The sequence below is a fragment of the Enterococcus sp. 10F3_DIV0382 genome, assembly GCF_002140245.1.
Classification (GTDB): Bacteria; Bacillota; Bacilli; order Lactobacillales; family Enterococcaceae; genus Enterococcus_B; species Enterococcus_B lactis.
The window spans coordinates 426,070-446,259 of record NZ_NGMF01000002.1 but is presented as its reverse complement, the minus strand read 5'-3'; the positions used below and the strand labels follow the sequence as shown (position 1 = coordinate 446,259).

Sequence of the window (20,190 nt, the reverse complement as noted above, 5' to 3'; positions counted from 1 at the left end):
CTAACTATTTTTACTTTTGTATTTCTCATCTTCCAAAATTGCAAGTTTCTTATACAATCTCACATTCAACTGCAATACAGTTGCAGCTATTTTTCTGTTTCTAGTGAAATATGGACTACGTAGTATAAAAGTATAGTTTTTCCTTAAAAAATCAACAATTTGTTTCGTAACAGTACTTTTTTTCTCAGCATGACTAATCATTATTTTATCTAAGACAATGAAATATGCCCAACAAACTCTAGTATGTGCAATATCTGAATATTCAGGATAATTCGTTGCAATATACTTCTCATTCATTTCCCAAGCTTCTATTGTACTCAGATCTTTTTCGGAATAAGGAGAAGTCGTAATACTATTCATTCTATGGTAATAATAGTATTTAGGTGTCATATCTACGACAACTTTTTCTACATTTTCTAACAAATGGAACATTACTGCCCCATCTTCCGTAATTTTTCCAATTGGATATCTTATATGATTAAATAATTCTTTTTTATATAATTTATTTACCGGATGGACAGATATCACTTTTGCTTCCAATATCATTTTAACAGTTTCGTCTTTTGTTAATACGTAATGACCAGGTGTCTTTGCCTGAGGTTCTTTACCTTCATAAACATCGTAGATTCCGCAGATAGATAAATCCGCTTTTTCTTCAATCAAGTTATTATATAGAAATTCATACATATCAGATTCAATATAATCATCACTATCAACAAAACCGATAAATTTTCCTTGTGCATTTTCTAAACCAGTATTTCTGGCTGAGCTGACACCACTATTTGGTTGATGTATTACTTTTATGCGCTTGTCTCTTTGCTGATATTCATCGCATATTTCTCCCGAACGGTCAGAGGATCCGTCATCTACAAGAATTAACTCAAAGTCAGCAAATGTTTGTAACAAAACAGAATCAATTGCTTTAGCTAAATACTTTTCTACATTAAAAACCGTCATGATAATACTAATCTCACACATTTTGCTTCTCACCTTTAACTAATTCTACTGTGTGTATCAATGATTCTTTCAATTCAAATATTGGATACCAACCATTTTCTTTGATTTTCTTGTTATCAAGTATCGCTGTGCTAGCTTTTGAAAAACCTTTTTGTTCAATCTCATCCGGCAATTCAAAAATTACTTGTTTACCGCTGATATCAGCTAGCTGTTGTGCTAATTCTTTTAGTCGTAAATCAAAGTTTTCTGAAGAAACATTGTACGCCTCTCCTTTTTCTCCTTCAAGCAGTAAATGAAGAATAGCAGAAACAGCATCTCCAACATAAACATACGAAAAATATTGATTTCCTTCACTTTTTAAAACAATATCCTTTTGTTCGACTGCATTTAAAATAAATTGTGAGGATGCTTTCGTATCAGATAAAAGCATTGTCGGACCAAACGTACGGCAGAGCCTTGGAATCACGATGTCGAGGTCGTGTTTTGCGATGTAGGCTTGGCATAATGATTCACTGACTCTTTTTCCTTCAGGGTAGCCTGCTCTCAGTGTATTACAATCGATATACCCGCAGTAATCTTCTGTGAATTTTTCTATATCGCCTCGATTTTCGCCATAGATTTCTACTGTTGATAAAAATAATACTCTCTCAGGCTGGGTTGCTACTGCATGTTTCAATACTTGCTCTGTACCTGCAAGATTAGTCATGATCGTACCGATTGGATCAGTTGCGTAAGCCTTAGGATGTGTGTTACTTGCACCGTGTATCAAATAGTCAGCTTGAATTTCTTTTGGTAAGGGTTCTGTGACGTCACCTTCAACAATTTCGAAAGTATCTAAGGAAAGATAACTGGCAAACCTTTTTTCAAGCTTCTGACGGTTTCTGCCCATAGCATATACTTTGATTTTGATGTCTAGTTGTTCATTAGCAGCCATCAACGTATCAATCAAAAAAGAGCCGATCATTCCCGAAGCGCCAATCATCAGCAGGGATTTGCCATGTAGCTGTTTTATTTTTGGTGTATGATTGATCACATTTGCTAAATCTTCTTGGTACATTGCTTGTTTAATCAACGTCATCATCTTTCTCCTAGTCTTTCATTTTTAAGTATGCTTTGAACAATTCTAAATCATCTGTTGTTGTCAATTTGATATTTTTATCAGAACCAGCAGCAAAATATAAAGTTTCTCCTAAATCTACCATCATGGTATTCGTATAGGAAGAATCAGTCATACCAATGTCTTCTTTCACTGCTCGGTCATATGCTGCCCGTAGTTTTCCGTATTGATAAGCTTGTGGAGTTGAGACACGCCGCAATGTGTTACGATCAACATACTGTTCCGTCGTTTCTTCTGTTTTCTTGATAAAAATTTGTTCATTGTAAGGTAGAGAGGTTACGCCATTACCAAATTCTTTACACTTAACGATTACATCTGACAATACTAGTTCGTCTACTAGTGGACGGATACCATCATGGATGATGATCGTATCATCGTCTTCAGAATAATCTTTCAAAAACTGGACACCATTATTGATCGACTCTTGTCCTTTTGATCCCCCTGTAATGACCCATTGGACTTTGTTAATGTTGAATTCTTTGATATATGCCCACATCGTTTCTTCCCAACCAGATTTGCAAACGACTAAAATCCGATCGACCTGTGGATGTTTTTGAAATGATTCTAAAGTATAGATAATAATAGGTTTACCTTCAATTGTAATGAACTGTTTTGGGATATCTTGTCCCATACGTTTACCGACACCGCCGGCAATAATAATAGCTGTAATCATTTTTTTTCTGCTCCTTTAGTTAAATAATATTTTCCTTTGTACATTTTGAATGAATGTTCTGGGTCAATATAAACTGCTTCATGGTGAGAAACCTGATCTTTTTCAGGGGGAAGCTGCATATAGTCGCCAAAAACTTGACTTAAATAATGATCATAGCCAATTGGTACTGGCATCTCTGTATCTTCGAATGGTACCCACACAGCAGATTCAAAGTCTTTTGCAGGATAAACATTTCCCATATATCGTGGACCGACACAAAGTTCTGTAACGAAATTCGTCGGGTTATCATTGTATTTGGTCATCTGCTTTTCAGCATATCTCCATATTTTATACTTCGTTTTTGCGGATACGCTATTTAACAATAACTTTCCAGCTAATTCCATTGCTTTCCCATGGTTTTGCGGTACTTGCTGACTTCGATAAAGCGCATAGATCATTGCCCACATCTTTTGCTTTTTCCGTTCTGCTTGCTTTTCAGGTGCAGTATCTAACGGAAAAATATCTAATTGGATACCATGAGGGATATCTAAATCTTCTTGATACGTTTTGATAAAGGTCGTTTGGACGTTACGGATAGTTGTAAAGGAGTTCCGATCGTGATTCGTCAGAGTTGGTCTTAATAAAACAAATTTATCTTTTTGTGGACCGGTTTCCCATAATTCAGCTAAACGATCATAATCCCTTCTAGGCATGAAAAAATCTAAATCATCATCCCATGGGATAAAACCTTTATGTCGAATTGCTCCGATTGCGCCACCACCACAAAAATAACACAACAAATCGTGACTTTTACAAAAATCTACAAAGTATTGTGCCATTTCGAGATTTACTTTTTGAATTTTTTTTAATTCAGGATCTGTACTGTACATTATAGTTGCCTCAACCATTCTTTTATTAATCTTCCCTATTTTCTCATAAATAGAGGCGGTTTTCAATCTTATGCAAGTGGTTCTTTCTTTACTAACTGAAAACGGATAGATAAACAGCTATTTTTTGTTTTTAAAAGGGTTGTGACAAAAGACAGTCACAACCCCTTATTCCGACTTTTTTAATAAACTCTCTTCAACAATGCCATGATGCTTGGCATTTTCACTTCCACAAAGCTGCCGGCTTTCACCGCAGATAATAATAGAGGAGCTGGCAAATTATACAGCCATTTTGTTACTTTTTTCGCGCTGGAATCAGTCAATGCAACCTTTTTAGCTTCTTGGATGGCTGGATCATTCAAGATATGCATGGCTTCTTGTCTTTTTTCTTTGGCAGTTCGCTCAGGATTCTCATAAATAGAAAAAATGACAGAGGTTGTTCCTTTTAAAAGAAGAGAAGCCATACCTGGTTTGTCTTTATCACTTGTCACGACATTTGCTAATTCATAAAATTCTTTAAAGGTTTCAAATTTATTCGGTTTATATTGGTTGGTTATCCCTTTTCCACCTTCAAAATGATAGATATACTCGATTCTTGGATTCAATATTACTTGCTGACAATGTTCATAATAGTTCAAATTGAAGATACGGTCTTCACAACTGCTGTAATTTTTGAATAGAATCTGTTTTTCCATCAAGATTTCCCTCTTGTAACATTTGTTCCAAACCACATACATCAACTGCTGATTCATCAGATGATACATATCATCCACGAACTGTTCATGATTTGTATATTGGTATTCTGGAACAAGATAGTCCTTTTCCGAAATGATTTCTTCCCCACTTAGCGTGCGGAATGTAAAAGAACTAATAAGCAAATCTGCTTCAGGATACTGTTCAAACAACTGCTGATAATCTGCCAAAATTTCTTTGACTGGCTCATCGTCTGCATCGAAAAATAATACATATTTCCCTGTAGATTGCTTGATGCCTTCATTTCGAGCAAGTCCAGGTCCTTGATTTTCGGTTGTAAAAAGTTGAAAATGACTATCTCCTTGGATAGCTGACTGAATCAGCTGCTCTGTTTTGTCAGTTGACCCATCATTGACCAAAATCACTTCATATTCTTCAAATGCCAGATTTTTTAAAACTTCTATAGTATGAACGATCGTGTCTTCGGCATTATAAACTGGAACAATTATACTAAATATCGGATGGCTCATTTCATTTCTTTCCTCCAGCTTAGCGATAAATTTTCTCTTGTGAAAAGTCGATTTCTGCTAATGAACTGATATTTTCATCTTCATCTAGTCCTTGTGAGGACATCTTATCAAATAAGATTTTGATTGTTTGAAGTAAAATCTTCAAATCTAATAGTAAGGAATACTTTTTGATATACAACAAATCAAAACGTAGTTTACTATTATAATCTGATACATATTTTCCGTATACTTGTGCATATCCGGTAATCCCTGCACGTACATTGTGTCTTAAATAATAATAAGGATTTTCTTCATTGAACTGATCAACGAAAAATGGTCTTTCTGGACGTGGTCCGACAATCGACATATCGCCTTTCAATACATTAAAGATTTGAGGTAATTCGTCAAAACGTACGGCACGGATAAATTTGCCTACTGGTGTCACACGGGCATCATTGCTCTTTGCCAAGACTGGTCCTGATTTTGCTTCAGCTGTTGCGCTCATGGAACGAAATTTATAGATTGAAAATTCCTTTTGATTTTTCGTAATACGTACTTGTTTATAAATAATTGGTCCAGGTGAAGTTGTTTTTACCAAAATCGCTGTGATTATCATAAAAGGTGAAGCGAGGATCAGTAAAATAAGCGAAACGATGATATCAAAGAGACGTTTGAATAATTCATATTCCGGCTGAATTTTGAAACCGGAAGCTTCAATGATACTTTCATCTTCGAAATTCATGATGTTCGGATTGATCATCGTTAAATTTTCAAAAGTTGTATTTAAAAATAGCTTCTTCTCTTTTTTAGTCACTAATTGATAAATATTGATTTTTTCATCTTCTGGGATTTTTGAAGCCAAGTAGACAATATCAATGTCATCAATCAATTTTTTTGTGTTTTCATAATAATTGTCGATGACTACTGCTTCAACCTTATGTTTGTTGTTTTTCTTAGATTGAAAGTTTTGGATTGCTGGTGCGACATCTTTCTCTAAACCTACGATAAGTACTTTCTTATCACGACTGACTCTTAAGTATAGTTTGTAAACGACTATCCGATAAACGCTAAGTAATATCGTGCCAAGTATAAACGAGAGCACGATGACGCCACGCGGAAATGCAAACCAACGTCCAGCAAAAGTAACCACCATGATTCCCAATGCTATCAGCACCTGTCCAATAACAGTAATGAAGACGATATCACTGATCATTCGGTTATAGAATACATAAGCTCCTAACAAAATATTCAACGCAATAAAGATAATGGAAATAAAAATTGCTGAATGCTGAAAGGTCTCTAAGTTTCTTGCTGGGACTTCTCCTTGGAACTTGAGCAAAAAGCTAAGATAGATCGACACATTCAATACAAGTACATCCATGATGATAATGAATATCCTGCGTGCCGCATTCCACTCCCCATTTTTATTCATATATACACTCCTAACCATAAAATAATGCCTCTATCATCTTACCATAGCAAAGTTTAAAAACCTAGTGAATAACCAAATTGTAAAAGAAATTAAAAGAAACTAGAAAAGGCAACTATTGTAGGCTTATATGTGTATTTCTGCCTAACAGAGAGTTGGACAAAAACCGTATCACATGCTTCCTACTGAATGGGTGTTTTTCCTATCATCTCTTCGGTCACAAGTTACAATATTCATATAATTAAATTAAAAGAACTGTATTTTCATCAATAAAAATGAAAATACAGTTCTTTGATCAATCAGGTCTCAACGAAAAATTGCCGATTCCTTCTTTAGTTAGATTATCGTTATAAAATGGGTCATGAGCAATATAAGAAGGCCACTTATCTTGCATTTTTTTGATTTCCCCAGCAAAACGTCTTTGTTTTTCTGGAGTATCTTCATAACCTCTTGATTTAGATTCGAAATGGTACAATTCTGCTTGATGTGCATAGACATTGTAACGACCCAGTTCATAAACTTTCAAGCACAAGTCAACATCGTTGAATGCTACTTCTAATGTTTCATCAAACCCGTTAACAGCATTGAAGTCAGCTGCCTTGACCATCATACAAGCTGCAGTGACTGCTAAGTAATTGACGTCAATGACCAATCGGCCGAAATAACCACAATGTGTTCGATCATAGTTATTCAATGCATGCCCTGCAACACCACCGATTCCTAATAATACTCCTGCATGCTGCGTTGTATCATCTGGATAAAACAGTTTTGCTCCTACACAGCCGATTCGATCAAACTGTGCATAAGAAACCATCACCGTCATCCAATCTGGCTCAATCACTTCTGTATCGTTATTCAAGAATAAAAAGTATTTGCCGTTTGCTTTTTCTGCTGCTAAATTGTTAATTCGAGAATAATTGAATGGAATGTCAATCAATTCTACGATAAAGCGGTCTTTCAGCTGATGCTTGTATTCTGCAAATAATTCTTGCATTTTTGGATCTGTACTTCCATTATCCGCAATAATGATTTCATAATTTGAATAAGACGTTTTTTCGATGATCGAATCCACACAAGTTTTTAGATCTTCATAGCCATTCTTCGTTGGAATGATCACACTGACCAAATCCTCTTGCAAGACGTCATAAGCAATCTCATAAAATCCAGAAATTCTGCCAGGACGTACGCTTCCTTTGATGTTTCTTCTAGACAGGGCATCTGTCAATGCTTTCACTCCGGAATCATAGATATAACTTTTGGCTTCGCCATTACTTGCAGTTGATCCTGGGATCGTCCGCCAATGATACAAGACTCGGTCAATGTGGTAAATATGATCTGCAGGGATTTGTTCTGTCACACGAAGGACCAAATCATAATCTTGAGAACCTTCATAGCCTTTACGGAAACCGCCAAGTTCTTTAACAATGCTTGTTCGATATACGCCTAAGTGAGAGATATAATTATTTCCCATCAATGTATCAGGCGACCAGTCTGCTTTGAAATGCGGATCAAAGCGATTGCCATCTGCATCGATTTTATCTTCGTCACTGTAGATCACATCCAGTTCTGGATGTACGTTTAGCACTTTTGCCACTTCATATAATGCAAATGGCGGTAATTCATCATCATTATCTAAGAGTGCTATAAATTCTCCTTCTGCTATTTCCAATGCAGAATTAGTTGCCAGACTGATGTGTCCATTTTCTTTTCGGAAAACGACTTTGATTCTATCATCTTTTGCTTGATAGGATTCCAGACACTTTCGGATAGCTGGATCAGTAGAAGCATCATCACTGATACATAGTTCCCAATGATCATACGTTTGATCCAGTACCGAATCAATGCATTTTTCGAGCCATTTGATTTCAACGTTATAGACAGGCATAAGTATGGAAATCAATGGACGGTACGCAAATCCTTGTGCTTCTTTCCTTTGCTCTTTCAAATCTGGTTTCTCATGACGACTGATCCACTCTGCATAGTCGATCGATCCTGGCTTCAATTCCAATTTGACCCGACGGATCGCTTTTTTTACGCCATGAGTCCTTGCATAATTTATCCCTTTTTTCAGTAATCTTTTTTTTCTTTCCCATGAAGATTCAATGCCGTCATCATAAGGGTATTTACCGTTTAATTTCACAGCTATGCCATTTTGATGTCTCGCTGTTTGGAAGTCTAAGATGGCTTTTCCTCTCATTTTCCCTGATAAACGTACCTTAAAACCGCTTTGGGTCTTAACATCAAGATTATATAAATGATTGATATCCAATCTTACGACATGTGTTGCTTCAGCAATCACATTTTCTTTTTCTACCTTTATCGTAGGGATTTCTTTGGTCACTTCATCAATTGCCCAGCCCACAATAAGCAAATCGCCAGTGGCCCGTTCACGAGTGATTTGATCGATAAATACGGCAATTTCTTTTTTTTGCACGATTCGTTTACTCCTTATCTTTATAAGTTAATCATTATTTACATTTCAATGATCCATGATTGGCCATTTTGAGCTACTGCTTCCACTAAGAATGAACGTTCTTGCTCGCAAAGGATTCGTAACTCAAATCCCGCTTCTGTTCCTTTTGCGAGCTGTTCTGCTTGATTGACTTCTTCTCGTGAAACAGGAATTGCTTCGAAAAATGGCGATTGGTCAGCTGATAACTTATAGGACAAGGGTTGGCGATCCGAATTAGCGATTCCCCATCCGATGATTTTTAATATTTTTGTTTCTGCATCCCAGATTTTCTCGTCAATACATATAGAAAGTTCTTTTTCTTGGATTTTTTTCGAAGTTTCTTTCTTACGTCGTCCTAGTCTATGTTTTATTGTCCATTCATCACTTTCCAACAATGTGCAATAGCGATTTGTGGTTGTTTTTAACGTATGGTCTAGTCTTGTATTTTCCTCAAGAAGATGATGATTTTCTCTTTCTAATTCGTCATTTTTCTCAGAAAGCTGCTTTGTGACTTCAGCCATGGGACGAATCGTTTCCAACAATTCTTTCATTGTTGGTGTCAATTCCCCGATAAAGCGATAGTGACAATGGATAGTCACTTCTTTCCCAGAAATATCCGTTAGAACGAACTCTGGTAATTCTTTCCCATCAAACAAATAACAATCATTTACTGTTTTGACTACAGCATTCGAATCGATAAATGTTAGTTTTTCTCCGGCAGCTTCTGCGCTGAATTCGATAAAGCTAGGTTGTTGCGCGAAGCGAAACACCATTCTTTCTGTTGTTTCTGATACGGGGAAACTTAGTGTCTCATTTTCCCCTGTGAAATTATTGAATGGTATTTGTTGGATTGTTTCATCTTGTTTCGTTTGCTGGGTTACTTCTAACACTTTTACATAATTAGAATTTTGTGGCTCTGCAATGGAACTTTGTGCTACTGGATGTTTCATCAATGAGAAAAAGTATTGGTAGACTTCACCAAATGGTCGCATTTTGAAATCATAGCGTACAGCTTCCGGCAATTCTTCATAAGTTGATTTTAATTCTGTATCACCTACAGCTAAGTACAAATAATCTTCAATATTAATGAATAATCCCGCTTTTTCAAAAACTTTTTGGAAGCCATCATGAGTATAAAAAGAATTATGGGTTTCATCTAGGAGACCATAAGAAGCCCACGGCAATTGGTTATTGAACAAATCGATCATGACAGAATTATGCGCCAAGTTAGGGAATGTAATCAGGATCTCTCCTTCTTCATTCAAAAATTCTCTGACTTTCTTCAATGTTTTTCCAGGATCTACCAAATGTTCTAAAACATCCGCAAACAAGACGTAATCAAATGTCTGTCCAGCATAATAGTTTGCCCACTCAAAACTTTCGATATCACCATAAAATCCATCTTGAGCAAATTCGCTGACAAAATCGAACAATTCCTTATCTAACTCAACAATGCTCACTTCACATTGTTTTGCTCCGATTAAATGTTTCGTTAATCGGCCGTTTCCGGGACCAAACTCTAAAACTTTACTTCCTGGTTTGATCTGTGCGGCAATTTTTCCCACACTGCTTTGTTCATCTAGGTCCATTTCAAAATCATATTTCATTGCTATGAGTCCCTTCTTCCCATTTATGGTCTAAGACCACGATGCCTTCTCCGATATAAGAACCGCTGACAAACAAGTTCATGTACTTTGTCTTATATACCAAAGGAACCGTTGCATTTTCTTCAAAGACCGCAACGTCAAAATAATATTCACCAGCTAACAAACCTAACTTTTCATACTCCAGATAAAAGATATTCTCTCCTTTTTTCCAAGGAATCTTGATACCATCTAGTAGAGTATTAAGTCCGCATACATAAAAATTGTCGACTGTTCGTAGCGCAATTCCTAAAACCGGATTTTTGATTGTATCATCTTTTACTTCATAAGTTACTTTAACGTATAGTTTTTCTCCTTGTTCCAGCATATCCACCGGATTTTTGTCTTTATCCAACAATTCCGCTTTCGTCACGTCGACGATATCTGGAGCGGCGAACCGTTCTACTTGGTTTTTATTCCGATCCACTGTTTTAACTGATTTTTTCTTTAAAAAGTTTTCATAATTCGTCGTTACTTCCATCGTATCGCCATATTCGACGACTTCTCCGTTTTTCAACCAATAGGAACGATCACAAAAACGACGAATCGAACTGATATCATGAGAAACGAATAAAATCGTCTTTCCCGAGTTCTTGATTTCTGTAAATTTTTCCATACATTTTAGTTGAAATTCAAGATCGCCTACTGCCAATGCTTCATCCACAATCAAAATATCGGGATTCACATTGATTGCTACAGCAAAAGCTAGACGAACGAACATCCCGCTTGAATAAGTTTTTACAGGTTGATAAATATGGTCTCCGATGTCAGCAAATTCAATGATATCATCGACCATTTCATCGACTTCTTCTCTTGAAAAGCCTAGTACCATTCCATTTAAATAGATATTTTCATAGCCAGAATACTCAGGATTGAATCCTGAACCTAGTTCTAGCAAAGCAGAGATTTTCCCTTCGATTTCCATCGTACCGGATGTTGGTGTCAGTACCCCTGTAATGATTTTCAACATCGTAGATTTTCCGGATCCGTTTTCTCCAACGAAACCGATCATCTCACCTTTTTTTATTTCTACATTCACGTTTTTCAACGCATAAAACACATCATGATAGGATTTCTTAAAAGGATTAAGAGCTTCACGAAATCGATCCGACGGTTTTGCGTACATATTATAAGATTTTGTGATATCTTTTAGTCTAATTGCATATTCTGTCATAGCTATTCTCCTTACAGCACATCTGAAAAATGTGGTTTCAATCTACGGAACACTGCAGAGCCGATTACGAACATTACTAACGTGAACACCCAGAAATACAAAGTATATGTTCCATGCTCCCAGAACCAAGCTTCACTTAAAAACGACTCACGATAGCCTTGAACAACATAGTACAGCGGATTTAATTTCAATATGCTTACAAGACCTGAGTCAAACTGGTTCGGGCTCCATAATATCGGCAATGTCCACATAATCAACTGCAGGACGATCGTAATCAATTGCATGATGTCTGGTAAAAATGGTTGGATGGATGCTGTCAGCCAAGTCAATCCTGTCAAGAAAGCACACATGCAAAATAGATAGTAAATCAGCTGTAAAGACATGGCTGAAGGATATATACCATTTATAAGCGCAACAGCTATGCCAATCAGAATGAAGAATAAATGGGTGTACAGATTAGATAGGATTTTCGTCGTGGGCAAGATACGAATATTGAATACGACTTTCTTTACTAAATAAGTATATTCCCGAAAAACAACCGTAGTTGATGCAAAGGCATCAGAGAAGAAGAACCAAGGAATCATCCCTGTAACTAAATATACGATAAATGGGTATTTTGCATCGATCATTTGTGCTTTCAATCCAACGCCAAATACCAGCCAATAAATCAATACAGTAAATAACGGATTGATAAACGCCCATAAGATCCCTAAAAACGATCCTGCATATCTTGATTTGAAGTCATTGATCGAAAACTGTAGCAGTAATTTTCTGTTCTGATAAATGTCCTTCATAAATAAATACAAATCTTTAAACATTTGTGTTCCTCCAAGCGATTTCAGTGAATTACAGTCAAGTGCCATTTTACCATATTTTTGGTACCGAGCTGCGTTCTTATTTATTTCTTAATTTTCTATGATACAAGATTTTCTCTAACGTTTCTATTTTACAGAAGATGCTAGACAATTGCAATAAACCAAAAAAGGCTGCGACGGTTGTCACAGCCTCTCTCGTATTTTGCGCCTATCAATGATAGCGTTGGATCCTGGAAGAATGAGCGCTATCTGGTTGTTCCTCATAACTTGGATCTCCAGCATTCATGTCGTCATATGGCTCTTCTATGTCATAGTATTCTTCCATAACTTTCGTTTCGTCATAGCGATGAACGGCCATAGCCAACAGGATATAAATAATCGGAACCCACGGGTATGAAGTCAATGTATCCTCCATAAATGACTGCATCATCACCGCAAAAAAGGCCCAGATAAAAGTCATCTGCCCGTTGGATAAATCTGCTTTCAACGTTAAGCGACCAATAAAAAGGATAAGCAGCAAAGCAGCAATTCCAAACCCTATTAACCCATAGATATTCAAAATAGAATTATAACTATTGTGGTTTCCTAAAAATTGGTTTCCTCGTTGGAAGATGAATGTTTTCATCCCAAGTAAAACTTGCTCAGATTTTTCTCCTAGCGTCTGATAGAATTTATGCCAAATATCTTCTCGACCGGTAAACAAATTGACTTTTTCGGAAACAGCGGCTAGATAAGAAATCGGTAAAGCTAAAAGAATCGTAGCCGTATAGGCAATAAACGGCGCACGAATGACACGCATCAATGATTTAGGGAAAAGATCCAATATCGCAAAAACAATCAATGCAACTAATGCGCCTCTTGATTGACAGACCCAAATGCCTAAAAAGGCTGCAACGACTGCTATCGCACCGATGATACGAACATACCACCGTTCAAAAGAACTGGCAAATCCGCTGATCAATAAAGCAAGAGTCATCAAAGAACTTCCGATTGTATTCGTATTGATCCAAATATCAGAAAGCGAATTGCCTGGAGTCCAGATGCTTTGTCCTTCTGGTACTTGGATCTCTGTAAATACACGATATAATGTGATTCCGAGGAAGACCGTAAAGACAAGCAGATAAATACCGCGATCCCATTTTGTCCACTCAATCCATTTAATTACTAAACAAAATAAAATAATCAAAGGAAACAGTAAATCTCCAAATAAAGACTCATTTCTTAATTCCCGAAAGTAAGAAAAGAAAATGAAAAGTGCAAGCGCAACACCTAGATAAAGAAAATCGACGCCTTTTGCTTTATAAACATTTAAAATGAGCAAAATAGCCACACTAAAAGTGATAAGTAGCGAACTGTTGTTATATATAAACAAAGTGGTTGGGAAGCTTAATCCTGCTGTCCAAACAGAAAAGACCAGCGTCAGCAACAAAAGCAAGAAACCAGCACTCATTTTGTTGACAAATTTTTGTACGATTGCTTGAATTATCTCCACTCTCCTTTCTAATAATACTTCAGGGTTATTCTCAGCTAGCCCATTACTGTAAGACTAGCTGATTTTCCTGAGTTTGTGTTTGTGGTACATCTGGATAATCCGGATATTCTACTTTAAAAATCATATAACCATCTTTGTCCGGTCCATATAGTTGTGTGAATTGAGCTTCATATAACTGATTGTAATCAGTTAACGGTCGCTTACTGATTACATAGTTGATCCCTAATTTTTCTGCGTCTTCAAAATTCAACGTGACCGAGAACATATCTGGACGATCTAAAATGAACTTTGTATCTTCCTTAGCGATAAAAGCTCTTGTGTGAGCATACCGATTATAATACTTCTCATGTTCTTCTTTTGGATCGATTTTCTTCCATGCAGCCATATCTGGATAAAAGCGGACTGTATTGAAAGATTTCACACCCAAAGTTGGGGTGAAATTATACAGTTCATCTTCAGTCAACCAGACTTTGCCAGGGTCTTGTTGATCGATTTTTCGGATTTCTTTTGCCAGTGTTTTTTCAAAAATCGCTCCAGTACCTTCTACGACTGGATTGACAAAGAAACCAGATGCGATGATCACGGTGGTAAAAGCAAGATAAAACGAGCGTCTCCAGCCAAATAATGCAAAAGCTAGAATCACTGTTCCCAACACAGCAACTGCGATGGTTTCGAAATCTGAAAAATAATTATCCATCTTCGAATGAGTAATTGCATAGAAATAAGACCATGCGTTTACTGCCAGTAAAATGAATTTATACCAAATAGGAATAACATCTTCTCTCCAAATATAAGCGATGAACCAAATTGATAATAGGCAAGCCGCAAAACTAAAAGTAAGGATGGCTCTTAAAGGAGGAACATAAGACAGCAGAGTAATTTCTGCTAGCCATTTTGGCAATCCAACGGTAATCCAAAAGATAGAAAACAGACAAAAAATCATCAAAATACGTCCCAATAACTTTTGTTCACTATCTTTTTTGCCAAATAACACAAATGGACTGGCTAGGAATACAGTTGAAAAGAAGTGATAGAACAAAGCCACTTCAGAGTTATTCGAATAGTTGATGTCTTCAAAAGGAATTTTCCAGTTTGTCAGGAAAGAAAAAAATTCGCCAATCGTCCACTTTCCACCGGTACTGACTCGTTTTCCTGGATATAAGGTATTCAAAGAAGCTAACAATGCGTCTTTTGACGTCAACCAGAAATGAACCATGACTCCGCCAATAAATAAAACTGCCCCTCCAATCAACACTACATCCAACAGATCCCAAGAAATTTTCTTGCTGTAGTAAATAAGCAGGCCAACAAAATAAAAAATCAGCAAGTACGCCAGCATCACTTGATGGGCTGGGTAAATCACTAAAATAAACCCAATACCGAAAATAACTACCAAAAGCATCATCAACGTTCGTAGCCATTTTTTATCATGATTGTAGAAATAATGATAAAAAGCAGTCATCAATCCCAAAGTAAAGAAAATCAAATCGCCCACATGCTGCATGAACCACCACTGGACTGCGGGAGAAAATGTCAGCGCAAATGCACCGATCAGCGATAGAGCTTTTTTTCTCTTCGTTAATATCATCAGTACTTCGAATCCAAGCAAGACCATGACGACTAATTTCATCGCCCAATAAAAGGAAAGGCCTCGATCTCTTCCGAGGAAAAAGAATCCCCAGTTGAATGGTTTTCCGATAACCGTAATATCCTTTACAGGAGAATTATACGCAATGATCATGTTTTGTCCGTTCAGTGAATAATCTTCGTTCACCAACGGAAAGTCCTCTTCAGCTTGTGAGAGGTAAAAAGGTGTCTGCACCAGCCATTCATCTGACCGTACTTCCCGATTCTGTCCAAAAATCACATCAGTTTTTTTCCCATCGTCTCTTTGCGACACATATTTATCCCAAACACCAAGTGAACTTCCGTTTAAATTAAAAGTAACAATGACCACGATGACTAAAACGCCAATAAGGTATCGGAGTTTTAGAAACAGGTCAAGCACCAAATTCGAATCTGCCTGATTCGCTTTTGGTTTTTCTTTTCGTCGTGCACTTCTTGTTTGTTTTTCCATATCATGCTCCAAATTCTATTTGATAAAAAGGAAATTACTTATTCATTTTTTTGGCAGCTTCCAGCATTTGCGCAAGTGCTTCTTGCCAAGTTGGTATGACAAATCCTAACGCTTCTGTCTTTTTCAGGCTCATGACTGAATACTGCGGACGCGTTGCTTTTTGTGGAAATTCTTCCGATGTAACAGGCGCTACTTCCACATCTGTATCTTTCAATATTTCTTTGGCAAATTCATACCAAGAACAGCTATTTTCATTCGACAAATGATAAATACCGAATGGTGCTTTTTCTTCGATGACATATACCATAAATTCTGCCAAAGTACGTGTCCAAGTTGGCCGCCCGAACTGGTCATTTACTACAGTCAGTTTGTCGCGGGTTTCCGCTAGGCGTTGCATCGTGAAGACGAAATTGTGTCCATAAATCCCGAAAACCCAAGAAGTTCGTATGATATAATAGTCTTCTAAAATCTCTTCTACTGCTTTTTCACCTAATAATTTCGTACGACCATATTCATTTAGTGGATTCGTTTGGTCATCTACTTCGTACTCTACATTTTTGTTTTTTCCATCGAAGACATAGTCTGTACTGATATAGACGAATTGAGCATTCACAGCTTTTGCTGCAAGTGCTACATTTCTTGTGCCATCGACATTGATTTTCTCATCTAATTCTTTTGCTTCATCTTCTGCTTTATCTACTGCTGTGTAAGCTGCGCAATGGAAAATAACATCCGGTTTTAATTCTGTAATATAAGACATTGTTTTCTCGGCATCTGTGATATCCAAGTCTTTTGCATCTGTTGAAACATATGGCAGATTTTTTTCATCTAATAAATGACGCAATTCTGTACCTAATTGTCCATTTCCTCCAGTTAATAAAAACATATGGTTATCCGCTCCTTGATTTTTATTTTAAAAAAGAGACAGGCGAGCGCCTGCCTCACATGTGTTTTTCCATTAATACAGTGAAATTTCCTCTGTATTATTGTCCATTTTTGGCATATGCTGCTTCAACGGCCTCTTTTTCTTTTTTCCACCAGTCTTCATGTTCTTCGTACCATTTGATCGTGTCAGCCAACCCATCACGGAAGTTCGTAAACTCAGGCTGCCAACCTAGCTCTTCTCGCAATTTTGTCGAATCGATTGCATAACGCAAATCGTGCCCTGCACGGTCGTTTACATGGTCGTATGCGTCTTTTGGTTGACCCATCATTTCTAAGATCAATTCCATCACGGTCTTATTATCTTCTTCGCCGTCCGCACCGATCAGATAGGTTTCGCCAATTCTGCCTTTTGTCAAGATCAACCACACTGCTGAAGAATGATCATTTGTATGGATCCAGTCACGAACATTTTTCCCTTCACCGTATAGTTTTGGACGAATACCGCTTAAAATGTTCGTTACTTGGCGAGGTATAAATTTTTCAATATGCTGGTAAGGACCATAGTTGTTTGAACAATTTGAAATAGTTGCACGTAAGCCAAAAGAACGTACCCACGCTTTTACTAACAGATCTGAACCAGCTTTTGTAGAAGAATATGGGCTTGAAGGATTATATGGTGTTTCGGCAGTGAATTTTTCTCCTTCGCCTTCTCCATGTCCCGGTAGGTCTTCACGTAATGGAAGATCTCCGTAAACCTCGTCAGTAGATACGTGATGGTAGCGTACATCATACTTGCGGCAAGCTTCTAAAAGTGTATACGTACCAATGATATTCGTTTGTACAAATGGGAAAGGATCTTTTAATGAATTATCGTTATGGGATTCTGCCGCGTAATGAACAACTGCATCCGCTTCTTTTACTAGACGGTCCACTAATTCTGCATCTGCAACATCTCCTACGACTAATTCTACGCGATCGCTAGGAAGTCCAGCCAAGTTCTCTTTGTTTCCTGCATAAGTCAGTTTATCCAAAACAGTGACATGCACTTCTGGATGATTGTTTACCACGTAATGAACGAAATTAGAGCCGATGAATCCGGCACCTCCGGTAACAATGATGTTTTTCATAAGAAAATTTCTCCTTAATTCTTAGATTTCTCCGTAAACAAATGGATTTTCTGCTTCAAATTCTTTTAATGTCGGATGACGGTGATCTTTTTCCGACATAATCGCTCTTGATGGATCAATTGGCCAATCAATCGCTAAATCTGGATCATCAAATGCGATGCCTCCATCTGCTTCTGCATTATAGTAATTATCACACTTGTAAAGGAAGTTCACGTTTGGTGTCAAAGTAACGAATCCATGTGCATATCCTTTAGGTACAAGCAACTGACGATGATTATGTTCAGATAAGATAAATCCGTCCCATTGACCATAAGTCGGGCTGCCTTTGCGGATGTCCACTACTACGTCTAAAACTGCTCCAGTAACCACACGAATCAATTTTGTCTGTGCAGCTTCTCCTTTTTGGAAATGGAGCCCCCGAAGAACACCAGCTTCAGCAGATAACGAATGATTGTCTTGAACAAAGTCATAATCTAATCCATGTTCTGCAAATTTTGCTTTTGAATAGCTTTCTGTAAAAAAACCGCGATGGTCGCCAAAGACATCCATTTCCACGATTTTTACATCTGTTAATTTTGTATCTGTTACTTTCATCTGTAGGAACTCCTTATTCAGCGGCCAAATTCAATAAATATTGACCGTATTGATTTTTTTTCAAAGGCTGTGCAAGGGCTAGCAGTTGTTCTTTATCAATGTAGCCCATACGGTAAGCAATTTCTTCCAAACAAGCCACTTTTAAATTCTGACGTTTTTCAATCGTTTCGATAAAGGTAGATGCTTCAAGCAATGATTCATGTGTTCCTGTATCAAGCCAAGCAAATCCGCGTCCCATAAGTTCTACAGATAATTTTCCTTTATCCAAATATGCTTTATTGACATCTGTGATTTCTAATTCTCCACGTTCTGACGGTTTGATTCCTTTAGCAATAGAAATCACCTCATTGTCATAAAAATAAAGGCCAGTTACTGCGTAATTTGATTTTGGCTGAGCAGGCTTTTCTTCAATCGACAAAGCTTGCATATTCTCATCAAATTCTACTACACCAAAGCGTTCTGGATCATTGACATGATAGCCAAATACTGTCGCGCCTGCATCTTTTGAAGCTGCTCGTTGCAACATTTTAGACAGACCGCCACCGTAGTAAATATTGTCTCCTAATACCAAGCAGACACTATCATCTCCAATAAATTCTTCTCCAATGATAAATGCTTGTGCCAATCCATCTGGACTTTCTTGTACTGCATATTCGATCTGCAGTCCTAAATCATTTCCGTTTCCAAACAATTCCTTGAAACGTGGTGTATCTTGTGGCGTTGAAATAATCAGAATTTCTTTGATTCCCGCCAACATCAGAGTAGACATTGGATAATAAATCATTGGTTTGTCATAAATCGGCATCAATTGTTTCGATGTTGCCTTTGTTAAAGGGTACAGACGTGTTCCGCTGCCCCCAGCCAGAATGATTCCCTTCATGGATATATGCTCTCCTTTTTGATTTCAAATTTCACTTTGCTATTATCTCATCAATCGTTATATTTGTCATGGAAATATTAAGGATTTAAACATCTTTTATCAACGTTTAAACCATTTTCGTTTGATCAACGCCGTAATCAGATGAACACGCCAGGAAATTTTTTGGCGTAATTTAGAATGCGTTTCAATCTCACTCGCATTTAAATCATGTCTTCGATACAGTGTCAAAGGTTCTCTCAGAAACCCAGTCTTCCTTCCTCCCAACAAACCGATCCACATGTCATGCATAGGCACTTCTGAGGGAATCGGCAAAATATCGGATTTCAACGAAGAGCGAAAAGCCATACCTGCACCAATATAATGACTTCGTATCACATTATTGACCCATCCTTCTTTGGAATTTCGGAATGAAAAATAGGAAGCATGGATCTCTTGCAGCTTACTGTTCACAATGATCAAATCTGAAACGACTACTAACTGATCCGGATGCTGTTCAAAATAGTCAGTGATTTTTTTCACTTTTGTCTCTAACCAAACATCATCTTGATCTGCCAAAAAGATTAGCTCTCCTTTCGTCTGCTGAATCGCATAGCCAAAATTAGCGATTAACCCTTGACGAGGTCCTGAAAAAAGCTTTATCCGTCTATCTTTTTCTGCGTATTCAGTCAATATATCCCATGTATCATCTACTGATCCATCATCAGAAATAATCACTTCATCTTCTGCTGAAAGCTGAGATAAAATACTATCCAACTGCTCTCTTAAATATCTGCCCCCATTAAAGGTAGCTATACAAACCGAACGCAC

At 37.2% G+C, this 20,190-nt stretch carries 17 protein-coding genes; all 17 read right to left on the bottom strand.

The genetic code is table 11. From position 1 onward, the window contains the following. Complete coding sequence (locus tag A5849_RS12790; protein WP_002346321.1) at positions 1-978, bottom strand: glycosyltransferase family 2 protein; 978 nt, start codon at positions 976-978, stop codon at positions 1-3. Continuing rightward, entirely contained in the window at positions 971-2,038 is a 1,068-nt protein-coding gene (locus A5849_RS12785; RefSeq protein ID WP_025476957.1) for an NAD-dependent epimerase/dehydratase family protein, read from the bottom strand. Before A5849_RS12785 ends, A5849_RS12790 begins: the two co-directional genes overlap by 8 nt. Before the next feature lie 7 nt (positions 2,039-2,045). Beyond that, on the bottom strand, positions 2,046-2,747 hold the full coding sequence (locus A5849_RS12780) for a 2-C-methyl-D-erythritol 4-phosphate cytidylyltransferase (RefSeq protein WP_086310143.1): 702 nt from the start codon (positions 2,745-2,747) through the stop codon (positions 2,046-2,048). Beyond that, complete coding sequence (locus A5849_RS12775; RefSeq protein ID WP_002346320.1) at positions 2,744-3,616, bottom strand: phosphorylcholine transferase LicD; 873 nt, start codon at positions 3,614-3,616, stop codon at positions 2,744-2,746. Before A5849_RS12775 ends, A5849_RS12780 begins: the two co-directional genes overlap by 4 nt. Positions 3,617-3,795: 179 nt before the next feature. Further along, positions 3,796-4,836 carry a glycosyltransferase family A protein gene (locus tag A5849_RS12770; RefSeq protein ID WP_002346319.1) on the bottom strand — a complete coding sequence of 347 codons (1,041 nt, stop codon included), beginning with the start codon at positions 4,834-4,836 and terminating at the stop codon, positions 3,796-3,798. 19 nt (positions 4,837-4,855) lie between these two features. After that, positions 4,856-6,247, bottom strand: a complete 1,392-nt coding sequence (locus A5849_RS12765) for a sugar transferase (protein WP_002334679.1) — start codon at positions 6,245-6,247, stop codon at positions 4,856-4,858. 292 nt (positions 6,248-6,539) lie between these two features. Further along, positions 6,540-8,678 (bottom strand): glycosyltransferase family 2 protein, encoded by a 2,139-nt coding sequence (locus A5849_RS12760; RefSeq protein ID WP_002314205.1) that lies wholly within the window; start codon positions 8,676-8,678, stop codon positions 6,540-6,542. 38 nt (positions 8,679-8,716) lie between these two features. Beyond that, the gene (locus tag A5849_RS12755) at positions 8,717-10,303 is read right to left on the bottom strand and encodes a bifunctional 2-polyprenyl-6-hydroxyphenol methylase/3-demethylubiquinol 3-O-methyltransferase UbiG (RefSeq protein ID WP_002289078.1); all 1,587 of its coding nucleotides are present in this window, start codon (positions 10,301-10,303) and stop codon (positions 8,717-8,719) included. After that, complete coding sequence (locus tag A5849_RS12750) at positions 10,293-11,513, bottom strand: ABC transporter ATP-binding protein (RefSeq protein ID WP_002289079.1); 1,221 nt, start codon at positions 11,511-11,513, stop codon at positions 10,293-10,295. The genes A5849_RS12755 and A5849_RS12750 overlap by 11 nt, the downstream gene beginning before the upstream one ends. 11 nt (positions 11,514-11,524) lie before the next feature. Next, positions 11,525-12,331: an ABC transporter permease gene (locus tag A5849_RS12745; protein WP_002289081.1), complete on the bottom strand. Its 807-nt coding sequence runs from the start codon at positions 12,329-12,331 to the stop codon at positions 11,525-11,527. A gap of 208 nt (positions 12,332-12,539) precedes the next feature. Further along, positions 12,540-13,820, bottom strand: coding sequence for an EpaQ family protein (locus tag A5849_RS12740; RefSeq protein ID WP_002292878.1), 1,281 nt, complete (start codon positions 13,818-13,820; stop codon positions 12,540-12,542). Between the two features lie 43 nt (positions 13,821-13,863). Continuing rightward, entirely contained in the window at positions 13,864-15,897 is a 2,034-nt protein-coding gene (locus A5849_RS12735) for a hypothetical protein (RefSeq protein WP_086310142.1), read from the bottom strand. A gap of 34 nt (positions 15,898-15,931) precedes the next feature. Continuing rightward, a complete protein-coding gene (gene rfbD / locus A5849_RS12730) occupies positions 15,932-16,783 on the bottom strand; it encodes a dTDP-4-dehydrorhamnose reductase (protein WP_086310141.1) in 852 nt (283 codons plus the stop codon). Positions 16,784-16,880: 97 nt separating this feature from the next. Next, positions 16,881-17,909 carry a dTDP-glucose 4,6-dehydratase gene (gene rfbB / locus A5849_RS12725; protein ID WP_002292882.1) on the bottom strand — a complete coding sequence of 343 codons (1,029 nt, stop codon included), beginning with the start codon at positions 17,907-17,909 and terminating at the stop codon, positions 16,881-16,883. 21 nt (positions 17,910-17,930) lie between these two features. Further along, positions 17,931-18,503, bottom strand: a complete 573-nt coding sequence (rfbC, locus tag A5849_RS12720) for a dTDP-4-dehydrorhamnose 3,5-epimerase (RefSeq protein ID WP_002292883.1) — start codon at positions 18,501-18,503, stop codon at positions 17,931-17,933. 13 nt (positions 18,504-18,516) lie between these two features. Further along, the gene (rfbA, locus tag A5849_RS12715; RefSeq protein WP_002292884.1) at positions 18,517-19,383 is read right to left on the bottom strand and encodes a glucose-1-phosphate thymidylyltransferase RfbA; all 867 of its coding nucleotides are present in this window, start codon (positions 19,381-19,383) and stop codon (positions 18,517-18,519) included. A 99-nt stretch (positions 19,384-19,482) separates the two neighbouring features. After that, positions 19,483-20,190 (bottom strand): glycosyltransferase family 2 protein, encoded by a 708-nt coding sequence (locus A5849_RS12710; RefSeq protein WP_002292885.1) that lies wholly within the window; start codon positions 20,188-20,190, stop codon positions 19,483-19,485.